Here is a 21514-nt window from a genome sequence, read left to right as displayed (position 1 = left end):
CCCCTTACTTTTTGTGACAGATCAGGCCGTCTCGGCCGACTCGTGCGTGATCTCAGGGAGGCTGACACCCTTTTCCTCAAGCGCAACCATGGCGCGGGCATAGGCTTTCCGGAAACGCGGCGCATGTTTGCGGGTATTGAGGACATGGCGGCACAGCATTGCTGTCTGATAGGGGCGGGACGCGGGGGCGCTCTCTGCTAGGAGGCGGCGCAGGTAGCCGATATTGTCGCGGCGATTGCGCAGTGCTTGCGTGATTGTGCGCTGATCGAGATGCCCTTCGAGGGCAGCTTCGAGGATCGGTGCGATGGTCCCCATTTCGATCATCTCATATTCCGGGTCTGCGCCAAACAGGCGGCAGGGAATGCGATTGACGTGGGGGCGGTTGAAGAGCGCGGCATGCATGGCGTCTTCGGCCACGCGGGGGTCGTAGAACACAAAGACCTGATCCGCACCGTCGATCATGTCGGGGGCGAAGCCATAGCGAGTGCTGAAATCCATCCGGCGGGTTTTCGGGAAGCGGCGATCCCAGCTTGCCAGACGCCCGTCGAGCGTCGCTTGCGGTGCGATTGCGATGACCGTCGAGCCGGGGGAGACCACGGAATAGGCCGCCGCCGCATAGCCGCAGGCGCCTGCGCCGTAAAAAACCACCTGATCGAAATCCTCGAAGAAGCCTTCGGCCACGAGCCGGTCGAAATAGCGATAGATGTGTTTCGAGCGGAACCAGCTGTCTTTCGGGTCGAGATCGTTTGCCAGCAGTGTCAGCGAGGACCAGCCATGCTGAGCCGCCAACATCATGCCCGTAGGATAGCCTTTTTCATTGCGTTCCGTTGCGCGCTCATACGTATCGAAACTGACGAGAAGGCGGGGCTTTTCATCCAGAAACGCGGCGGTATAATGCTCGCCGAGCGGCTCATAATATCCGAGCTCGGAGCAAAATTCGTCCAGCGCTTCGGTCCATTCGTCCCTTTCCAGGTCAGAAATGTCCTCTACGGTCTGGATGGCAATTTGCAACTCGGTGTCATGAGCGTCCATAGGACTCTTCCCCCATATATTGTATTTCGTTGTGACGGCAGCAAGCAGCTGGAGACCAGACCTCATCTTTTCAGCCGCCTTGCGCCCACACCAGCACAGACGGCTCTCAAGAAAAGGCCGAAATGGTTAATTCACTCTTATTTAGTTAAGAGGTTTTCCGAGCTTGGAAAAGAAATTCCGACATGGCTCTCACAACTGTCATCTGTGGAGAAACGATGCGCGCTTTGTTGGCGCTTTGATCTCAAGACGCACGGAATATTTGCGGGTTTGGTCGCAATGCGAACACATCATGTAGGGCGCAGCGACTCGTTCGAGCCGCCTGCTTCAGCCCAAGATGATGCCGACTGTGACCGCGCCCAATCCGAGCGCAGAGATGAAAAGCGCCGCCAGATTGAGGGCGACAACCTTTTGCAAACGGGCGCGGATTTCGTCATCGGTGCCGCCGAGTTTCTTGGCTTTCATCGCAGCCACGATGCAATAGACCAAAAGTCCCACGCCGATGAGTGTGAGCACAACACCGCCCCAAATAATCGCGTCCATCCTGCTCTCCCTCGTCTGTGCGCAGTCGCCGTCTCTATGCGCCTAAACGCTTCGGCGCGCTGAGACAAGCGCGGAAGCGCGCCGGGCCTTGCGCGTGAGTGCGGGTGAGGCTTGCCTCACCCTTTGAGGGCAGGTAGGGATCGGGTCTGAAAAGAGCAATAAAACCCGAGGAAGGTTTCCACCATGATGGACGAAGAACACAATTCCGGCCCTGACGCATCTTACCGCGTGACCGCCGATGAACTGCGCCAGTTCGTGGAGCGCTACGAGCGTCTTGAGCTGGAGAAAAAGGACATCGCCGACCAGCAGAAAGAGGTGATGGCCGAAGCCAAAGGGCGCGGTTATGACACCAAGGCGATGCGCAAGCTGATCGCTCTGCGCAAGAAAACCGCCGACGAGATCGCCGAAGAAGAGGCCATTCTCGACATGTACAAGGAAGCTCTCGGCATGCGCTGATGTGCGTGTTTTGAGCTTTCCTGATGGCCTGGCGTCTCAGTCACCGTATCGGCCTGTCAACGATCGCCCTCGTGCTGGGGATCGGTCTCGGTCTTTTGGTGTTGGGATTTACCCCGGTAATGGCCGGGGTTTGCCCGGGCTGCTTCGGATTTCAAAAGATCGCGCCGGGCGTCTATTCCGAATTGACCGGTCCGCGAAGTTCCAAGGAAATGTTGCGCCGTTTGACCCTCGCCGAGATCCGCGTTGGCCGGGTGTTCGACATCGAAAAACGACCGCGCGTGCTGATCTGTTTTACCGAGACTTGCAACAATGTCATGGGCGGCATGGATGCGCGTGCGATGGCCTATGGCAGTCATCTCTTTTATCTGAGCCCGCGCGGGCATGATACGGAGATCATTGCCCATGAGCTTGCCCATGTTGCACTTCATCGGCAGATTGGTCTGCGCGCGCAGGCGCATTTTCCCGCCTGGGTGGACGAGGGCATCGCGACATGGGTTTCGCGAGACCCGCGCTTCGATCTTCGTGCCGACACCTGTGATCCCGGCCTTGGCCCTTTGCCCGAGCTTGCCCAAGATTGGCGCCATTCCGCCGCGGCGCGCGATGCGACGGCCTACGGGCAGGCGGCCTGCCGCGTCGCGATCTGGATGAAGTCGCATCCTGTCAGCGGGATCAACGGGTTGATCGCCGAGCATCTGGAGCGGTAAGCGAGCTTTGTTTGCTCACGCGATGAAGTGAACGTCTTCCATCGCTTCGATCCGTTCGAGGTCTTCCTCGTAAGCCTCGGTCAGGCGCTCCACGAGATCTTCGTCCCAGCCGGGCAGGTCGATCTCTTCTTCCAGAGCGTCCTCGTTGACATATTTGTCTAGGAAAGCCTCAAGGATGCGGCGGCGTTGTTCTTCGTTCTGCGGCTGGTGGCTCTGCAAATAGGTCCGAAGACGCTTCATGCCTTCGCGCTTCATGATCGTCGCCAAGATATCAAGCCCGCCGGACATCGGCACCATCAGGCCGATCCCGGTCATCTCCCGCATAACTTGGGACCACGTGAGAGGCGTGTCCTCAAAGGCGAAACAGCTCAGAGATGCGTCCGGGCAGAAATTCCGGATGCGAGACAGCAGCTCCGACCAGCGCAGCGTGTCGAGATTGATGCCGGAGAGGAATTTGTCGAAACTGGTGTTCGGGCCGCAATTGGAAAAGGCTTCGGGGATGAACGTCACCGGATTTCTCAAACCGATGAAAAACTCCATCTCGTGATCCGCGAAAGCGTTGCGCAGCCAAGGCAGTTTGAAGTCGGCCTTGCTGTAGAACTGGCCCTTCTCGAAGATCAGAGGATGCATGCAGATCACGTCCTCATAGGACAGCACCATCCGCTGGCAATCATCTATGTCGAGCATTTGGTCGAGCAGCATCTCCTGCGTTTCCGCACTGGCGCGCTCGTTTTTCACCTTTTTCATGATCTGCGGAAGAATGTCGCGGTAATGCGACGGGGGCGGGATCGCCACGCCGTGTTCGGCCAGAACGGCTTTGTTCTTGAGAAGCCCGCGCATGAGCTGCGCGCCATTGGTGCAATGGGCGCCAATATGCATGGAAATGATCATGGGCCTGCGGATATCCTGTTTTGCTCTCTTTGTCGGCTTTGCGCCCTTTGTTTCGTGCCCAATCGGCGCAAAACATGGCGATGCGCTGCCCCGCGGCGAACGGGAAAGCTTTTGACAATATAAACGCTTTTCCGTGTAGGGAAACCGATTTCACCACGATATGTGAAGGGGGCAGAGCCTGCACTGTAGAGCTTTCGGCACACAAGTTTGGCTTCACGTCTTGCAGGAAAGGCAGTAAGCCAAACGCATGACCGACCAAATGACTCAACCACCAGCCTGCGAGACCCAACCCGACGCCAAACGGCATGGCGGGCTCTCGCGTGTCTCGCATCTGTCTCCTTGGTCTGTCGGGGCCTTTTTGATCGCGGCTCTGGTGATGATGCCTTTGATCGCCGTGGTCTGGATCGCCTTCCATCCGAGCGACAATATATGGCCGCATCTCATGTCCACGACCTTGCCGCGCTACATGCGGACGACGGCCATTCTCGCCTTCGGCGTCGCCGGGCTTGCCGCCTGTGTCGGCACCGGGGCGGCGTGGCTCGTGACCATGTATCGCTTCCCATTTTCGCGGGCGCTTCAGTGGCTTTTGCTCCTGCCGCTGGCGATCCCGGCTTATGTCGGTGCCTATGCGCTTGTCGATTTTCTCGAATATGCCGGGCCGCTCCAGAGCATGATGCGGGATGTGTTCGGTTGGCAGAGCTCGCGTGATTACTGGTTCCCGGAGGTGCGCTCCCTCGGTTTCGCGATCATCGTTCTGGCCGCCGCTTTGACGCCCTATGTCTTCCTGCTGACCCGTGCAGCTTTTCGCGAACAATCGGGTTCCGTCTATGAAACCGCGCGGGCTTTGGGGGCAGGGCCTTTCGAACGTTTCTGGCGCGTCGGCCTGCCGCTCGCTCGCCCTGCCATCGCCGCAGGCACGGCCATCGTGATGATGGAAACCGTGTCCGACTATGGCACCGTCACTTATTTCGCGGTTCAAACCCTGACCACCGGCATTTTCTCGACATGGCTTGAGGGTGGCAACGCGGGCGGCGCGGCGCAGATCGCCTCCGTCGTTATGGTCGTCGTCTTCCTCTTGATCGCGTTTGAGAAATCCTCGCGCGGCGGGGCGCGCTATTCCCAAGGGGCGCGTCAGGCCCGCCCGATCACGCCGATCCGTCTCTCGGGCTGGCAGGGCATTCTGGCGCTGGCCCTGTGTTTCGTGCCCTTCGCCGTGGGCTTCATCCTGCCGGTCAGTGTCATCACCCACCACGCTTTGGGCGAACCGGACCAATGGCTCGCGCCGGGTCTGATGTCGGCTTTGACCAACACGTTGACGGTCGCGGGCTGTGCGGCGTTCCTGACGGTTCTGGCGGCCTTGTTCATGGTCTACGGCGTGCGTCTCACCGGGCGCAAGCTTCCGCGTCTGGTGCTGCCCTTCACCACCTTAGGCTATGCGGCGCCGGGCGCGGTGCTCGGGATCGGCATCCTGTTTCCCTTGGCGGGGCTGGATCATGTGGTCGCCGATGGTATCGAAGCGCTCACGGGCTATGATCCCGGCCTTCTGATGACCGGCACGCCTGTGGCGATCATTCTGGCCTATGTGGTGCGTTTCTTCGCCTTGGCGCAAGGCGCGACCGATGCGGCGCTCGGCCGTGTCGCGCCGTCGCTGCCAATGGCCGCGCGCTCCCTTGGTCAAACGCTCGGCGGCACCCTGCGCCGCGTCTATGTCCCGCTGATTCGAGGTTCCGTCGGCACCGCGCTCCTGCTGGTTTTCGTCGATTGCGTGAAAGAACTTCCCGCCACGCTGCTCCTGCGCCCGTTCAACTACAACACGCTCGCCACGCGGGTGTTCGAGAAGGCCTCCCTCGAGCAGCTGGAAGCAGCATCCCCCGCCGCTCTTTTGGTGATTTCCGTCGGCCTCGTCGCGGTCTTGCTCCTGGCGCGCTCGGAGCATGCGTCTGATTTAAGTTAAGACGACAAACCGCTTGCACCTCGCGCCCCCTCCGCTTAAATGAGCGCCAGTGTGCCCCTATAGCTCAGCTGGTAGAGCAACTGATTTGTAATCAGTAGGTCCGCGGTTCGAGTCCGTGTGGGGGCACCACCACCTTCTCTTGAAGGCCCTGTTTTCATTGATTAACATGCACTTGCGTTGCTGTTCCGGGACACATTTCGGGACACTTCGAGGACACTTGCATGGCTGTGACAATGAAGCTGAAGTACATAGACGAACTGGGCGGAGGTCGAAAGAGGTTCCGCAGGCGCTGGCCGAAGGACGTTGCTGAGGCTCGGGGAGAGACATTCTTCCAGAAGCCCCTCAAAGCCCGTTCAGGCCCCGCTATGGTCACCGAGTGGGAAACCCTATCAACCGAGTTTGAGGCCCTTGTAGCGGCGCACAGGCGCTCTGTGGAGGAGCGCGAGGGTGCATCTCCCCGCGTTCTTTGGAAGGAGGCCCAACAAGAGGCTGATCGGTTACTGGAAGGTGCCCGTGGCGATGATGAAGAAATCAGGCAGGTCTTGGCGGAAGACATTGCCCAGCGCCAAGGTGACCCGTTGCTTTACAAGGCCGTTATCCAGCCCGATGCAGCGCCTCCAGCATACACTCTCGCAGATGCTTTCGATCTGTATGAGCGCGAGAAGATCGACGAAAGCCAAGGGCGTGGCCCTAGGAACAGACTGGCGAGGGGGAGAAGGAAGACCGAGGAAGCGTTGGGCAAGCTGTCAAAGCTACCGATTGCAAACCTCCGTAGGCAGCATGGCAGGAAGCTCCTCGACCACCTCCAAAACTCCAAGACAGTCACCGGGAAACCGCTGTCAGCAGAAACGATAAGACGGGAATTGAATGCTGTTCGGGCAATTGTCGAACTGGCCTTGGTCGAGTTCGATCTGGTCGGTACTGTGGCCAACCCCTTCCGCAAGCTGGAGGTGAAAGCCAGCGGTGCAGCACCCACGATTGACCGTAAGGCCCGGCTCCCGTTGCCTGTGGAAGTCATTGCTAACGTGCGTGAAAGGCTGTCCCGGAGCAAGCGCCCTGAGTTGCTATTGATCTGGCGTCTTCTGGAGGGAACGGGGTGTCGCCCCAGCGAAATCTCCGGGCTTCGGCTAGAAGACGTTAAACTTGATCACGAGACGCCCCACATCCACGTCACATGGCACGAAGACAGGCGCATCAAGACAGTGTCAAGTCACCGCTTGGTCCCCCTCGCAGGAGACGCTCTGGGAGCCACTCAGGAGGCCGTTAAGCTGGCCGAGGGTGGAACCCTTCTCTTCCCGCACTATGCCCGCGAGGGAGGCGCTGAGCGACTCTCTGCAGCCCTGAACAAGCATGTGAGGGCTGTGACGGATGATAGGCGGCATGTGGTCTACAGCCTCCGCCACAACTTCAAGGACAAGCTCATTGAGGCTGGTGCAGACCCCCGGATTGAACACCGTATCATGGGCCATGCGGCGGGGAACCTTGGGGACCGGGTGTATGGCAGCGAAGCGGCTTGGCTGAAGGTGGCTGCGGAGGTGGTGCGGAGGGCTGTGGGGGTGAGATAGATCGAATCACTCTAGGCCTCAATCGGATTTAGGGTATGGAAGACCCATGGAAATTCCATGGGACTTAATGAGCACCCTTACACAGAGTAAAGGAGCACCCTGATTTCATCTCAGGCACCCTCAGTGTCCACCTACAGTTTCAACGGAATGGACCTGAGGGTGGTCGAGATCGACGGTGAGCCGTGGTTCGTGGCGGTGGATGCCTGCCAGATGCTAGGCATGGACCTTCACGCTGGCACTCACCGCTGGCTGACACGTTTGAGACAAGACGAGAAGGTGAAAGTCACCAAACGAGAGCACCCGCATTTATTCTGCGGGTCCTCGTGGCATACCACACTCATCTCCGAGAGTGGCCTCTACAAACTCGTCATGCGCAGCGACAAGAAGGAAGCCAAGGCATTCCAAGATTGGGTGACCCGCGAGGTTCTCCCTTCCATCCGCAAGACGGGAAGCTACACCATGCCCGGTGCGCGGAAGACTATAGAGGCACCTAAGGGCGCTGAGGCAGAAAACGTCCCTCCACCACTATGAGGGAAACCATAACGGCCATGCGAGCGAGCGTGCGAGGCTGAAAGACCTCCTCATCTTCTCATACAACCTCACACAGAACGGTGCATATATCGTTGCAGGCGGCTACGCCGCTGAGGTGGATTGAGAGATTTGATTAAAGATGATCAAACCTCTCTGTGGTCTTCAGAGCGCGTTAGCGCGACCTTCTGGTCTCCGACCTGAACAAGACCGAAAAGTTCAAGCTAGGCCACCTCTAGCAGGCAGTTTTTCCTGCACGTTCAGAACACCTTGCTCCCGGCTTGCGCCGAGGTTTGATGAAGGTGTGATGATATTCACCATCCCCTCCAACACAACCCATTCATCCCATGAAGTTGTCTTCTTTATAGTGGTGGAGGGACGTTTTAGCAGTTCAGCGTTCAGGCGCTATCGGCCATGCGAGGGCCGCTAAATCGAATAACCCACCCCTCCGGACAGAGAGACGTACCGCCGCAGCAGGCGTGCGCTGGCGTTGGCGGAGGCGATGACCCACACAGTAGGGTGGCAGACTTAGCACGCCCGTTTTATGGGCCGCTCACCAGCACGTTCGTCTCAAGTTAAGCGGCGCGACAATATGTCACCGAATAACCCACACAGTAGGACGAAGAAGCCCCTCCTCTCCATCCCCCTCGATGATCGCGGTGGGCAGCCCTCGCATGCCCGATAGCGCCTTTGGTCGGGCCCCTTGGCGGGCCTGCTGACGGGCTGTCCTTCCCGATCATCCATCAAACCCAAGGAACCAGACCATGACCGAACAAATTCAATGCCCCGCCTGTGACGCCGAGTTCACGCCACGCCGCCAGAACCAGATGTATTGCAGCGACAATTGCCGCAAGCGCAAGTCCCGCAACGCTGCCCGTGGCTCCCGTAAGGTTGCCCACAGCAGGGACGAAAGGCGGCGAAGTGAGATGCGGAAGACTAGGCTGACTGACTTGACCAACGCGCTATATGAGACGCCGCCGCGTTACCGTGCCGAGTTTTTGGAGCGACTGATCGCACAAGCACGAAGCAATGCAGAGCTGCGGAGATGGCTGACCCGACACGACTTGCTTAAGGCTTGGTATATGGATGGGACCGGGCGTATTGGAATAGGGCACAGCCTCGACCACTACTGTCAGGAGGTCTATGAGCAGCGTTCTTATGAAGTGCTGAACCCGGAGAACACTCTCCCGCCCCATGACGCCTTGGCTTTCCCGGCAGAGTATTTTGGGCCAGACCATCCCCCAGTCTATGAGGATGGGCGCTTAAAGCGGAGGTCTTGCCCGTGGTCTGCATGGAAGCTGAGCCGCCGATCAGTGCATGCGGAAGCGATTGCAGCATGACGCTCGATGAACGGACCTGCCCGATCTGCGGGTGCCCGTTTCAGCCCAAGGCGGTCAACTCCCTGACCTGTTCGCCCGTCTGTTCGAAGAAGGCCGAAAGGCTCCGCGATGCTGTTCGACAGTTCAACGCAGGCAAGCGCGATCTGCGACCGAAGACGCTAGAGCAAGCCATGCGTCTCCTCGAAGCTGATGAGGTCATAGCCGCCGCCAAGGCCGAACAGGCCCAGCGCAAGGCAGAGGCAGAGCAGGCGGAACAGGAGGCGCAGGACGCCGCCGAGCATGCCGCCGAATTGGAAGCGGAGCGCCGCTGGAATGCGATGATCTCCGAACACATGCAAGCCTGCCGTGATCGAATGAAGACCAAGGGCTGGGGACCTCTGACGCTGTCCACAACGGCACCGGAAGCACGCCGCAAGTTCACCGTAAAGCTCCCCGAAAGGACACCCCCACATGACACGCTCCGCATTTGACGATTTCGCCGATGGCCTTCACCCGTTGCCCGGCGACTTCCCGAAGCCCGCGCAAGGTGTCCTGAGCGCGCTTGCTCCGGTTCCCGATACGCCCCGGCCTAGATGCTCTTTGACCACCGAAGAATTCTTTGCCTTCGTCTCCCGCGCAATGGTGTTGCGTGGCTCTCTGGTTTTCTGGAAGCGTGATGGGGGTCAGCACCTCGTTTCCCAGCGATACGGTGACAACCTCGAAATTCTTCTGTCTTTCAAGACCAAGGGGGAGGTGCAGATTGTCAGGCATGCTGAGGTGGCTTGGATGCTTTGCCACAGCCGCCCCATCCCCGCAGGCCACACGGTCAAGCATTCGGACGGCAATCCCCGCAACAGCGCCAAGGAAAACCTCTGGCTCGTTCGCATCACCGATTAATCCCCCTAGCGGTTCCCACTGTGGGTGCCGCTCATACCCGCTGAGCGAAGGTTCAGGCGGGCACCTTCTGTCCCTCGCGGGATGTCTCCTTTCCATCTCAATCGAAAACACAAGTGGGCTCTGTTGTTGTTCGTCGCGATGGACCGAGGGTGCCTCCCTGAGCTTTTGCTCATTCTCCCAATTCGAAAGGAAAAACCCACATGGAATATCGACACGGCGTCACCGCCGCAGACACCCCCGCCTCCAACCTCGCACCCTCTGGTAAGATGGGCTTCACCGCCACAGTTGGCGGAGGCTCGCTTGAGGTCACATCCGGTTACGGCATGACCCAGAGCCGAGGTGCAGAGGTTACCCACACGCCCAGCGCAGACGCTGCGACGGGTCACACCTTCATGACCGAGGCAGGCCACCCCGTGCCCGCTGGCGGTCCCCGTCCGCATGACCTTGTCCTCATCCACGGAATGCCTGTGAAGGTGGAGCAAGCGGTTCGTGATGGCCTCATTGCAGACCCCTCCAAGGCAATGCTCACACAGCCCCAGAGCGACTCTCTGAGCGCCTCTGACGGCTCTCCGCAGGGCAACCCTTATCCAGCCCCTGAACGAGCCCCTGAGGCCCCTGTGAGCGCCGCTGATACGTTCACCAAAGAGGTGCTCCCCAGCGTCTCTCCTGCCACAATCTCCTCCCTCGAAGCTGATTTGAATGAAGGTCAGTTCTCCGAGAAGACAACGGACTATCTCAAACTCGAAGGCGGTTTGTCTGACGTCGGTCTTGAGGCCGTGCGTGACGCCTACGCCGCCAAGGTGACCGCAGCAACGGGGATGGATGAGGCGGAGTTGCAAGAGCTTTGGCAAGACAATCGCCAAGCCTTCAATGCTGCAATCTCTGAGATGCTCAAGACCGGCAGCACCGCCGCCTTCCAAGACCTCGCAGCACAGACAGAGGCAGCAGCATGGTCCCCACTGAGCACCGATGAGGCCATGACCGCATGGCAGGACGCAGCCTTCCCGCAGGCCCTTATCGACGCTGGTCTTGAGCCAATCTTTGAGGGCGGTGAAGTGGCGATCAACATTCCCGGTCGCGGCGTGGTCAAGTGGACCGACGCGGTGTCTCAAGGGCTTGTGAAGGTCAGCCGTGCATGACCCCGAAATGCAACCAGAACACAGGCGTAACGGTCCCTTCTGGTCGCCACGTCTCCGAAGAGGCCAGAGCACAGAATGAGGCTTTCTTTAGATATGCGGCTGAGCAGCGGAGGCTGGCGCAAGAGGGGGCAGAACGGGAATGCGAACGGGTCCGAGATGACGCTGCAAGACGCTCAGAAACCTGCGACGCAACAAGAGCCGCTTTCGAACACAGATCAAGGAATGGCTGAGGGGGATTAAGGCTCCCCGCAGTCAACATGCGAAGGGGGCATCCGGTGACAATCGGGTGCCTCCACCCTTTTTCAAATATGTCAGATACGATGATCTATATTGAGGGGGTCAGAATATTTTGTGCCACGTATCTGCGTAGCAGAGATCATATATATAGCCACGCGTTTCCCCCGGTGGGGTTACTCTTGTTTGAATCGAAGGCAAGTATCTACGGCATCCCACCACTTTTTCTCAAGGCGTCGTTGATACATGTAGCTACCCAGCACCACAAAGATGCAGGTAAGCGATGTAGATCGTGTGGCCAAGCCGTCAGGGGGCAGGTCGCCAGTCATTGCTGCCACAAATCCTTGAACACCGATTATCCCTACGGTCACCACCAAGCATTTCAAAGAAAATTGAATCGGGTCTTGCGGTTTAGGACCTTTCCAATCTGCAACCTCCTTTTGACATGCATCCAATTCTTCCGCCGTCCAATCAGGTTTTGGCATCTCGAAACCTCCATTTTTCTTCTAGGTTAATTCAGTTTTTCATTGCAGCAAGTAACAATCGCATGTCCGTATGGGTATGCCGTAGCGGTCATCTGTGGAGGTGTCCGATAGTATGTCCGTAAGGGTTGACATGGGTCAACGGACAGTCTACTTATCGGACAGTACCGCAACGGACACATGAACGGACACCCTATGGCCACCATCCTCTATGCCCGCGTCTCCACCGCAGACCAGACGCTTGACCACCAGAAGGCTCAAGCTGAGGCTGCAGGCTTCACCATTGACCACGTGGTGTCAGACCACGGTGTGTCTGGCGTAAGCACAGCTCTGAGAGAGAGGAAAGAGGGGCGGAGGCTCTTCGACATGCTCCGCAAGGGGGACACTCTGGTTGTCCGGTGGGTGGACCGTCTAGGACGCAACTATCAGGATGTGACGGACACCATCCGAGAGTTCATGCGGAGGGGCGTCATCATCCGCACTGTCATCAATGGCCTGACCTTTGACGGTGCCACCTCTGACCCTATGCAGGAAGCCGTCAGGGACGCTCTCATTGCTTTTATGGCAGCCACAGCACAGGCACAGGCAGAGGCGACCAAAGAGGCCCAGAAGGCGGGTATAGCGGCGAAAAAAGAGCGGGAGCCACAGGCTTACCTTGGAAGGAAGCCCTCATATGACCGCAAGGCCCTTCAAACGGTTACCGATATGTTGCACCAAGGGGCAGGGACTTCTCAGATCGCCAAGGCCACGGGTCTTTCGCGGCAAGCGGTGCTCCGCATCAAGGCCGACCCGGTGCGTGCTGAGGTGGTGCTGAGTGCATGGGAAGAGAAGGCAGGGTAGAGCCTTCCTTCTGGTCCGATTATTTGCGTCGTTCGCCCTCGCTGGGGTGTATCAGTCTTTTTCGGAGCCTTTGGAGCTCTTACCAGGCGCGGCGTTTCCACTCTGGATGTCGTGCAAGACCATATCCAAGAGCAGGCGCTTGAACCTGTCCAATTGTTCCGGGTCTTTCATCAACTTCAGGAACTGTTTCTGGTGAGCTTCGCTGCTTTCGAATAGTGCGTCGTCTACAGCTAGCGGGTAGTCACCCAACATGATTTGCTCACGGGTATTCTTTGTGATTTGCTTCATCACGGGCGCGTTCGCATGCACCTTGGACTTGATCGTGTGAAAATAGCTGACCATGTCGTCTTCAGTCAGGCCTTCTCCGGCGAACACCTCGTTCAAGCGTTGGATGATTTGGGAAAGAAACTCTTCTTTTTTGTCCTTGGCTTTGCCGCTGCCCAATCCACTCCCTGGCTCTAGCCCCTCTGCTGCATCGACTGCTAGTTTCAGGTCTTGTTCCTTGATCTTGGAAAGGCGGTAGTGGCTCAACGCAACCTCCCCTAAGTCCAAATCCTCTTGATCTAGATTGGTCTCTCGGAGGAGCGGGCCAAGTTGCCGAGAATACAAGCTGAGTTTTTCAAGCTCCTTGTCATCGTAGTCGACGATCTGAGAAATGAACTCATAAAAACGCACGAAAGTTGCCAAGTCTTTCTTGAATAGCTCCAGACTGTCTTTCTCTTTTTTGCAGTCCTTCAGCGTGCCTTCAGTGTTCGCAATCAGAACGGCATCTCCACTGTTCTTGGCGCGTTCAGCCATCTCTAACGCTGTCGAATAAGCTTCCCTCGCGGACTTGTAGCGGGTAGCCCAACGGTCGACCGCAGGCTTGCAGATATTGGCGACTGCCGCGCTACTCAGGTTCTGTGTCAGGAATGCTTCGCAGAACTTCTCGACCTCTACCCAGGTGAAGATGCCGAAAGCCCGAAGCTTTTCCGATAGGTCAAAGACAATGTCAGGGTTGGAAACGTCCACCAATTCTGCTGTCTGATAGTATTCCTGAAACGCGGACAACACATCCTCAGGCTCATTGAAGAAGTCCAAGACATACGTTCCGGCTTCCCTTTTGCCAGGATAAGTCCGGTTTAGCCGCGAGAGGGTTTGAACGCACTCCACGCCTGCAAGTTTCTTATCGACGTACATGGCGCATAGCTTTGGCTGATCAAAGCCAGTCTGGAATTTGTTGGCGACGATCATCACCTGATAGTCGTCGCTGTCGAATGCCTTGCGCATATCTCGCCCCTTCAGGAGCGGATTCATCCCAGTTTCAGAGAACTTTTCTCCCATGAGACCCTCAGAATTCGGGTCGCTATTGTCAAATTCGACCTCCCCCGAAAAGGCCACCATCGCATGCATCTTCGCATAACCCTGCTCTGCGATGTATTTGTCGAAGGCTAGCTTGTACCGCACTGCTTCCTTGCGGGAACTGGTGACGACCATAGCTTTGGCCTGTCCGCCAAGAAGGCCCATGACGTTTTCTTTGAAGTGTTCGATGATCACCCGAACCTTCTGCGAAATGTTGTAGTCGTGCAAACGAACCCATTGGTTCAGCTTCACTTTTGCTTTCTTGCTATCGACCTCAGCGTCCGCTTCCTGGGCTTTCAGGGCGAGATTGTAGGCAATCTTGTAGCTGGTGTAGTTGCGCAAGACGTCGAGAATGAAACCCTCTTCGATAGCTTGGCGCATTGAATAGACGTGATAGGCCTCGGGTTTGTTGGCCTTTGAGGGCGGCTCTGCTGGGTTTGGAACGCGCCCGAACAGCTCAAGCGTTTTTGTCTTTGGCGTCGCGGTAAAGGCAAAGTAGCTGAGATTGTTGGAGGCGCGTTTGGCAGCAACAGCGGCATCCAGGATGTCTTCTGAGCTGAGCGGTTCATCATCGCTGCGCTCTTCCAGCATCAGCACCTCTTTCAGCTTCCGCGCAGTCGATCCAGTCTGCGAGGAGTGTGCCTCATCTGCGATGATCGCATAGCTGCGCTCTTTCAAGCTGGTGCTGTTCTCAATGGCTTTCAGCACATGGGGGAATGTCTGTATCGTCACAATGATGATGGGCTGTGCCGACTCCAGCGCATGTGCGAGCTTCTCTGACTTGGACCCGTCGCCTTCCTCGCGGTTGATGCGACCGACCACCCCGTCCACATGTTCGAATTGATAGATGGTCTCTTGCAACTGGTCATCCAGAACCGTTCGGTCCGTTACGATGATCACCGAGTCAAACACCTTCTTGCCGCTCTCAAACAGCGACGATAGCTGATGCGCGGTCCAGGCGATGGAGTTCGACTTGCCGGACCCGGCGCTGTGCTGGATCAAATACTTGTTGCCCGGCCCCTCGGCCTTTGCCGCTTCGATCAGTTTCCCGACCACATCCCACTGATGATAACGCGGGAAAATCATCGTTTCCTTCTTGTACTTCCGGCCCTCCCAATCTTCCTTTTCCTCGATCTGCAAATGCATGAAACGGGCAAGGATATTCAGCAGCGCGTCAGGTTGCAGCACTTCTCGCCACAGGTAGGCCGTGGCATAGCTGTTCACATCATCGGGCACATCGTTTCCTGCGCCGCCATCGGCGGTGCCCTTGTTGAAGGGGAGGAAGAACGTATCAGCCCCATCCAGCCGCGTAGCCATATGGACCTCGTACTGGCTCACCGCGAAATGGACCAAAGCCCCGCGTTTAAAGGTCAACAGTGGTTCTGGCTTCTTGGTGGCCGGGTCGATGGGCAGGCGCGTTTTCTTGTACTGGTTGATCGCATTCTGCACCGATTGCTTGAACTCTGATTTCAGCTCCAGCGTAACCACGGGCAAACCGTTCACGAACAGCACCAGATCAATGCGCCATTTCTTGGCCTGCGTGCCCTCTGCCGCCAGATGCGCGTCACTGGCATAGGGGCTATAGACCAGCTCGGGCACGATACGCAGGCGGTTTTGTTTGTAACGGGCGAGCGTGTCGGGGTTCAGGTCATGCTCGGGCTTGAACTGGCACAAGGCGAATTTGGCATTGCGGTCCTTTACCCCGTGGCGCAGCACACCGAGCGTGCCATAGGTGCGCAGCTCTTTGCCGGTGGCGTTGGGGTCGGCCTTCTGCAACTGACTAGCCACGCGGGACAGCAGTCTTTCTTCGGGGTTGCCGGAATAGTTCTTGCAGTGCTTTTGCCATTCGGTGCCTTGCGTGTCTTTGACAAAGCCGATCAGGTCTTCGGTATAAAGCGCCAATTCGCGGTTATATCCGGCGGGGGAGCCAAGCTGCCAGCCATCCGCGATCATCTGGGCAATCATCTCGTTTTGAAAAACATCTTCGCGGGTCACGCCGTGGGAAATGCTCATCCGATGGCCTCCTGCACTTGGTCAAAATCTTGGGTGGAAATCTCTGGGGAAGAAGTAACAGTGGCCTCTTCAGGTAGCTGCCAATCGCGCACATCAATCTTGCCGGTGACAGCGGCAGAGATTAGAGCGGTGCGGCGCTCTTTGAGGAGGCTGATGGCGGATTGGGCTTTGCCCAGAAGATCGGAAAACTTGGTGTTGGCTTTGGAAATGGTGTCCAAAATCAATTCGACTTCCCTTTTGGGGGGAACTGCTATCGGTATGTTGCCGAGTGTTTCCATCGACAGGTTTGGTTGCGCAGCTTGAACCGCGCCTACCCAAATATGGCGTTGGGCAAACTCGGTCCCAAGCCAATTCATGATGAAATGAGCATGCATTAGTTCTTTGGGGCGAATGAAGCTAACGGCCTGGTTTGTGTTAGCTGGTATAAGCTCTGGCCCAATTACTGATGCTAAGCCTGTTGTCGCGCCAGCAATAATAACGAGTACATCTTGGTCTTGCAGGCGAGACCTCGCCAAATCCTCGTCTACCTTTGGGGATATGTAAAACTCAGGCTGCGCGGATGCATACACCGACTTGCCAATATTCTCAGCCTTTAGAAACCTAATACCGTGTGAAACCAAATCGCCGCCGATTGTGCTTGGCGTCGTCCCTTTGGAAATAGTGATCGCAAGATGCTTGATTCTTGCAACCTCCCAATGCTCCGGCACATCGCCGAGCCAGTCTATGCCGGAGGGGCGCAGGGGGGCGTTTGGGTTGAGGCCTTTGGTCACCGCATGGCTGATCACCGCTTGCCGCTTTTCCTCAAGCAGCGCGATCAACCGCTCCTGCTTGGCAATCAACGCATCTATCTTCCCCGTCTCAAAATCCAAAAACGCCGCGATTTTGGTTTGTTCGGGGAGGGAGGGTAACGCGTAGCTGAAATTGACAAAAGTATCTTGATAGAGGTGAGAGATCGTACTTCCAGTTTTGTTGAAATCAACGAAACTTGTAAATACTTTGGATTGAAGCAGCCAAAAATAGAACCGGCTAGTATAGCTAGTCGTCAATGGTCGAACCACGAAGACCCCACTGTTTAAAGTGGCTTGGCCGTCCAACCCCTCGACAAGCGCCACTTTTCCAATGGTCCCATCTTTTGTGATGAGCAGGTCGCCATTTTTCAACTGGATATTTGGGTCTTGTTCATAGCGAGAGATGTCACAATGGTAGCAATTTCCCCATTGGATTGTTGGACCGAGAAAGTCTGACCCTGTAACCAGGTACGGGCCTTCTTCGGTGAAATCATCTGATTTGAGGCCGTGCCAGCCGACCCTAGCCTTAACCATCGACTCGTGCTTAACACGGGTCAATTTCCATTCCGAGGGATACCTATTTATCCAAGGAATATCAGTTACTGTGTAGTCAGTGTACCGCGCCGCGCCCATTAGGAATGCACCTCTTGCAACAGCGCCATGATCTCGGCGCTGACCTTGTCCAGATCGGCGTCAATCTCGGCCAGATCGCGGGGCGGCACATAGGTATAGAAATGCCGATTGAACGGGACTTCATAGCCGACAATGCCGATACCGCCATCCAGCGCATCCACCTTGCCCGCATCCATCCACGCATCGGGTACATGCGGTGCGACCTCGGCCCGGAAATAGGCCTCATTCACCGTATCCACCGGGCGGGAAGGGTCCAGCGGCACGTTTTCATTATCGCGCAGATCGCCATCGGGTTTGTACTCCACCACCTGTCCCGCGACCTCGAACAATCCATACAACGGCTTTGGCGCGGTTTTTTTGTGGACCTTTTTGATGACCTTTTCGGCTTTGGGGTTTTTCCAACTGACCGCTGCCGTGATCTGTTTTTTCGTCGGAGCGTCTAAGGCAACGCCCGTCGCCTTCAGCGCCGCGTCAAAGCCGTTCATGTCGTCATGCTGGTCGGTGCCGATCTTGGCCTGCACCGCGCGGGCCTTTTGCAGGATGGCCAGTTGGGTGCGCCAAGTCTTTGGGTCCAGCGCGTCCTTGATCTGCTTTTCCTTCAGTTCGGGGAACTCGGCCTTGATATGGGACCGAATTTCGACCTCATGCGCGTCCAGCACGCCGTAATCGAGGCCATTTTCATCCCAGCCCGTGCCATAGGTTTCATAAATCCATTGGGTGATGGCGTTCAGCGGTTTGGGAGCAAAGCGCAGCGTGGCAATGCGGTTATCGCTGAACTGGTAGCTTTCCCGCAACGGACGCTCAATCGTCAGGCGGCGATAGCCAAATTCATGCGTGTCAAAGAGCTTAGCCGCAAAGGTTTTCGAGGCGGGCGTTTTAGGGGCGTCTGACTGCCTGCCACGGTTGCTTTTGGCGTCGGCAGGTTTGTCCAGTGCGGTTGGCTCAACAGGCTCGAACGCGCCAAAGCAGCGTGTGATGGTGGCAATATCGTCTGTGTCCATCCATTTGCGTTTTGAGCCGAGAGACTTGCGCATTTTGCTGTAGAGGTCCGTGCCGTTGATCAGCAGCACCTTGCCCTTGCGTTCTGGGGCTTTTTTGTTGGTCAGGACCCAGACATAGGTAGCAATACCGGTGTTATAGAACATGTCTGTTGGCAGTGCGACGATGGCCTCCAATAGATCAGATTCCAGGATATGGCGGCGGATTTCGCTTTCGCCTGACCCGGCCCCGCCGGTGAAAAGCGGGGAGCCGTTGAGGATAATGCCGACGCGCCCGCCGCCTTGCTCGGCATCGCGAAGCTTGGATAGCAGGTGCATCAGGAAAAGGAGCGAGCCATCAGAGACGCGCGGGAGACCAGGGCCAAAGCGCCCGCCATATCCTTTGAGCGCGTGTTCGTCCTTGATGTCCTTTTCAATCTTTTTCCAATCCACACCAAAGGGCGGGTTGGAGAGCATGTAGTCGAACTTGTCATTGACCAACTGGTCTTGGGACAGGGTGTTGCCAAGCTTGATGTTGGTGACGTCTTGCCCTTTGATCAGCATATCCGCTTTGCAGATCGCATAGCTTTCGGGGTTCAATTCCTGCCCAAAGGCCCGCATGACTGCACCGGGGTTCAATTGCAGGACATATTCCATACCTGCTGATAGAAAGCCGCCTGTTCCTGCGGTCGGGTCATAGATGGTGCGAATAACCCCTTCCTGGGTCAGGGCCTCATCATCTTCCATGAAAACAAGCGAAGTTGTGAGGTCAACGATGTCGCGCGGGGTGAAGTGTTCACCGGCGGTTTCGTTGGACCCTTCTGCAAAGCGGCGAATGAGCTCTTCGAAAACCAAGCCCATGTCGTGGTTTGACACCACCTCCGGGCGAAGGTCTGCGCCTTTGACCTGTTGGACGGCCTTATAAAGTAAGTTGGCGTCGCTGAGCTGCGCGATAAATTCACCAAACTTGAAGTGTTCGAAGATTTCGCGTGCGTCTTTTGAGAAGCTCTGAATGTAGCTGTCAAGGTTGTCTTTGATGCCGCTTGCGCCGAGTGACGACAAATCCATCTTGGATGTGTTGTAGAAGGAGAGCTGGGCCGCACGAAGCAGGAGCTTTTCCTTGGCCTCATCGGGAAGTGGCGATTTCTCGAGTCGCGCATGCTCCGCAAGGACGTCAGCCTTTCGGTCTTTCAAAACGCATTCGAGGCGGCGAAGCAGGGTGAACGGCAAGATAATGCGGCCATATTGGCTCTGCTTGAAATCGCCGCGCAAGAGGTCTGCAAGTGACCAGATGTAACTAGCGAGGTTATTCGTTGATTGGGACAAGCTACACCTTCGGATTTTTTGTTACTGCAATCGGTTGGACATTAGGCGGAGCAAATTCTGTTGTACAGACGACTTCCCGGGCGGGAATGAGCAACGTGCCTTCACCTTCGAAGAGATGGCAAACTCGCCCAATTGGGGGGCGCTTACTTGGCGGTCTTTACATACCAAACAAATTGGGACACATTAAGGGCACTTTCTGGGACACCTCCGCAAGGCGCCTCCCCGTAAGTCATTGAAAACAAATACGACACTCCCGCGACGAGTTCGATTTGAACGCGTGTGGGGGCACCATTCTACGGTCCAACTTATTGATCTGCCTCGCAAATTACGCGCAGGAGCTCAGCCGTAGGACATGGCGTATGACATTTCGGTCCCGTATTCCTTCACCAAAGAAGGAATTTTCTATTTCGAACGCAGGGTCCCAAGCGATCTGAGGAAGCACTATTCGGCGGCGAAGATCTGTTATTCGCTGCGCACCCGGTCGGCAGCTATCGCAGCGTCGCGCTCTCAGAGAGCTGCACAGAAGCTAGATGAGTATTGGTATCATCTGCGCATCAAGGATCAGGATCTCCCCGGCAAACATCTGCTGCGACACAAGGGGGGACGGGCAGAGCCTTTCCGCGAAGAACCTCAGCAAGCCTCAGTGAAGCTCTCGGAAGCCGTGGCGATCTATCTCCGCCTCAAGGGGAAAGGACGGCCAGTTACGTTCAAGAGGGCTGCTGAGCGCTCCTGTGGCTACGTTATAGACGCATGTGGGGATAAGGACCTAACCAAGTATCGGAAGGTAGATGCGACCAAGTTCCGCGACACCCTGATTCAGAAGGGGCTGACTGGGAGCAGTATTACCCGCATTTTTGGGACGGTCAGGGCTGTCGTCAATTTTGCTATCAGTGAGGTGGGACTAGACATCGCAAACCCATTTACCGGGATTTACTATGATCGCTCGTCGGGTTTGAAAGTTCGGGCAACGCTTTCCAAGTCTGCTGTAGCCCACGTTCAGACACAATGCCGCCTGATTAACGATGACCTGCGCTGGATGGTCGCCCTTGTATCTGACACTGGAATGCGTCTGGCAGAGGCTGCAGGGCTGCGTAGGGATGACTTAGTGCTTCATGCAGAGGTGCCGTATGTTGTCATCCAGCCGCACCCTTGGCGACGTCTCAAGACCCGATCCAGCGAACGCAAGGTTCCTCTGGTTGGAGCCGCTCTCTGGGCCGCGCAACAACTCTATGATCAGCCAGAAACGTCCGAGTTCGCTTTCCCGCGCTACACAGATGGGAAGACCGCCAACGCCAACTCAGCGAGCGCGGCTTTGAACAAATGGATCAAGCCACACGTCAATGAGGGTGGAACCATGCACGGCTTCCGCCATGCCATGAGGGACCGACTCAGGGCAGTTGAGTGTCCTTCCGATATTGCTGACCAGATCGGAGGATGGGAGACCGATGGGGTAGGGCAGTCCTATGGATCGGGATACCCGTTGACCGTCCTGAAGAAGTGGATGGATCAGTGCGTGGGGTGCCTGACTGAGAGCTAGGGCCGTTTGATCAAGGTAAAGGTCTTCTCGTCGGTCGAATTCCAGCTCCGGAACTTGCCGCAGACCTCACATGTGTGTTGATCCCGCTCTCGGCTCGGCCACTGGATACATTGGACTGAATAGACTGCGCCACAATCTGGACAGGTGTAGTCATCGCCCTTATATGTCTTTGATATTTTGGACATTTTGATCCGTCTTAGGGGCGCAGAGGTGCCCTTAAGTAGACGCCATGTCCTACGGCTGAGCTCCTGCGCGTAATTTGCGAGGCAGATCAATAAGTTGGGCCGTAGAATGGTGCCCCCACACGGATGGTTTATG

18 protein-coding genes and 1 tRNA gene are annotated in these 21514 nt (G+C 56.7%); 12 read left to right on the top strand and 7 right to left on the bottom strand.

What is annotated here, in order from left to right; all coding sequences use genetic code 11:
- Positions 1-21 precede the first annotated feature (21 nt).
- Both ACYBHZ_RS12015 and ACYBHZ_RS12010 read right to left on the bottom strand, forming a co-directional pair.
- Positions 22-1032 (bottom strand): phosphoadenosine phosphosulfate reductase, encoded by a 1011-nt coding sequence (locus ACYBHZ_RS12015; RefSeq protein WP_460274524.1) that lies wholly within the window; start codon positions 1030-1032, stop codon positions 22-24.
- A gap of 324 nt (positions 1033-1356) precedes the next feature.
- Positions 1357-1572 carry a hypothetical protein gene (locus ACYBHZ_RS12010; protein WP_460274523.1) on the bottom strand — a complete coding sequence of 72 codons (216 nt, stop codon included), beginning with the start codon at positions 1570-1572 and terminating at the stop codon, positions 1357-1359.
- A 183-nt stretch (positions 1573-1755) separates the two neighbouring features.
- Here ACYBHZ_RS12010 and ACYBHZ_RS12005 point away from each other — a divergent pair, with 183 nt between their 5' ends.
- Positions 1756-2028: a DUF2312 domain-containing protein gene (locus tag ACYBHZ_RS12005; protein ID WP_460274522.1), complete on the top strand. Its 273-nt coding sequence runs from the start codon at positions 1756-1758 to the stop codon at positions 2026-2028.
- Between the two features lie 23 nt (positions 2029-2051).
- A complete protein-coding gene (locus ACYBHZ_RS12000) occupies positions 2052-2732 on the top strand; it encodes an eCIS core domain-containing protein (protein WP_460274521.1) in 681 nt (226 codons plus the stop codon).
- A 15-nt stretch (positions 2733-2747) separates the two neighbouring features.
- Here ACYBHZ_RS12000 and ACYBHZ_RS11995 read toward each other — a convergent pair whose 3' ends face one another.
- On the bottom strand, positions 2748-3623 hold the full coding sequence (locus ACYBHZ_RS11995) for a hypothetical protein (RefSeq protein ID WP_460274520.1): 876 nt from the start codon (positions 3621-3623) through the stop codon (positions 2748-2750).
- Positions 3624-3999: 376 nt separating this feature from the next.
- Here ACYBHZ_RS11995 and ACYBHZ_RS11990 point away from each other — a divergent pair, with 376 nt between their 5' ends.
- From ACYBHZ_RS11990 to ACYBHZ_RS11955, 8 genes are all read left to right on the top strand, one after another.
- Positions 4000-5577 (top strand): ABC transporter permease, encoded by a 1578-nt coding sequence (locus tag ACYBHZ_RS11990; RefSeq protein ID WP_460274762.1) that lies wholly within the window; start codon positions 4000-4002, stop codon positions 5575-5577.
- Between the two features lie 53 nt (positions 5578-5630).
- Positions 5631-5706: transfer RNA gene (locus tag ACYBHZ_RS11985), tRNA-Thr, on the top strand.
- A gap of 92 nt (positions 5707-5798) precedes the next feature.
- Entirely contained in the window at positions 5799-7142 is a 1344-nt protein-coding gene (locus ACYBHZ_RS11980) for a tyrosine-type recombinase/integrase (protein ID WP_460274519.1), read from the top strand.
- A 159-nt stretch (positions 7143-7301) separates the two neighbouring features.
- A complete protein-coding gene (locus tag ACYBHZ_RS11975; protein ID WP_460274518.1) occupies positions 7302-7673 on the top strand; it encodes a BRO-N domain-containing protein in 372 nt (123 codons plus the stop codon).
- Positions 7674-8434: 761 nt separating this feature from the next.
- Positions 8435-9010, top strand: coding sequence for a hypothetical protein (locus tag ACYBHZ_RS11970; protein WP_460274517.1), 576 nt, complete (start codon positions 8435-8437; stop codon positions 9008-9010).
- A complete protein-coding gene (locus ACYBHZ_RS11965; RefSeq protein ID WP_460274516.1) occupies positions 9007-9480 on the top strand; it encodes a hypothetical protein in 474 nt (157 codons plus the stop codon). The genes ACYBHZ_RS11970 and ACYBHZ_RS11965 overlap by 4 nt, the downstream gene beginning before the upstream one ends.
- On the top strand, positions 9461-9886 hold the full coding sequence (locus ACYBHZ_RS11960; protein WP_460274515.1) for an HNH endonuclease family protein: 426 nt from the start codon (positions 9461-9463) through the stop codon (positions 9884-9886). The genes ACYBHZ_RS11965 and ACYBHZ_RS11960 overlap by 20 nt, the downstream gene beginning before the upstream one ends.
- A gap of 200 nt (positions 9887-10086) precedes the next feature.
- A complete protein-coding gene (locus ACYBHZ_RS11955) occupies positions 10087-11025 on the top strand; it encodes a hypothetical protein (RefSeq protein ID WP_460274514.1) in 939 nt (312 codons plus the stop codon).
- Between the two features lie 410 nt (positions 11026-11435).
- Here the strand turns inward: ACYBHZ_RS11955 and ACYBHZ_RS11950 are convergent, their stop codons facing one another.
- Positions 11436-11744 (bottom strand): hypothetical protein, encoded by a 309-nt coding sequence (locus ACYBHZ_RS11950; RefSeq protein WP_460274513.1) that lies wholly within the window; start codon positions 11742-11744, stop codon positions 11436-11438.
- 192 nt (positions 11745-11936) lie between these two features.
- Between ACYBHZ_RS11950 and ACYBHZ_RS11945 the strand changes: the two genes are divergently transcribed.
- Positions 11937-12581, top strand: a complete 645-nt coding sequence (locus ACYBHZ_RS11945) for a recombinase family protein (protein WP_460274512.1) — start codon at positions 11937-11939, stop codon at positions 12579-12581.
- Positions 12582-12632: 51 nt separating this feature from the next.
- Here ACYBHZ_RS11945 and ACYBHZ_RS11940 read toward each other — a convergent pair whose 3' ends face one another.
- The 3 genes from ACYBHZ_RS11940 to ACYBHZ_RS11930 form a co-directional block, all read right to left on the bottom strand.
- Positions 12633-15935, bottom strand: coding sequence for a type I restriction endonuclease subunit R (locus tag ACYBHZ_RS11940; protein ID WP_460274511.1), 3303 nt, complete (start codon positions 15933-15935; stop codon positions 12633-12635).
- Positions 15932-17281: a restriction endonuclease subunit S gene (locus tag ACYBHZ_RS11935; RefSeq protein ID WP_460274510.1), complete on the bottom strand. Its 1350-nt coding sequence runs from the start codon at positions 17279-17281 to the stop codon at positions 15932-15934. Before ACYBHZ_RS11935 ends, ACYBHZ_RS11940 begins: the two co-directional genes overlap by 4 nt.
- Before the next feature lie 74 nt (positions 17282-17355).
- Positions 17356-19659, bottom strand: a complete 2304-nt coding sequence (locus ACYBHZ_RS11930; RefSeq protein WP_460274509.1) for a type I restriction-modification system subunit M — start codon at positions 19657-19659, stop codon at positions 17356-17358.
- A 352-nt stretch (positions 19660-20011) separates the two neighbouring features.
- On the opposite strand from ACYBHZ_RS11930, the gene ACYBHZ_RS11925 reads away from it, so the two are divergent.
- Positions 20012-21196, top strand: a complete 1185-nt coding sequence (locus ACYBHZ_RS11925) for a DUF6538 domain-containing protein (RefSeq protein WP_460274508.1) — start codon at positions 20012-20014, stop codon at positions 21194-21196.
- Positions 21197-21514: the final 318 nt, after the last annotated feature.

It is taken from the genome of Celeribacter sp. ULVN23_4 (assembly GCF_054788345.1).
This window is presented reverse-complemented; position numbering and strand designations above follow the sequence as displayed.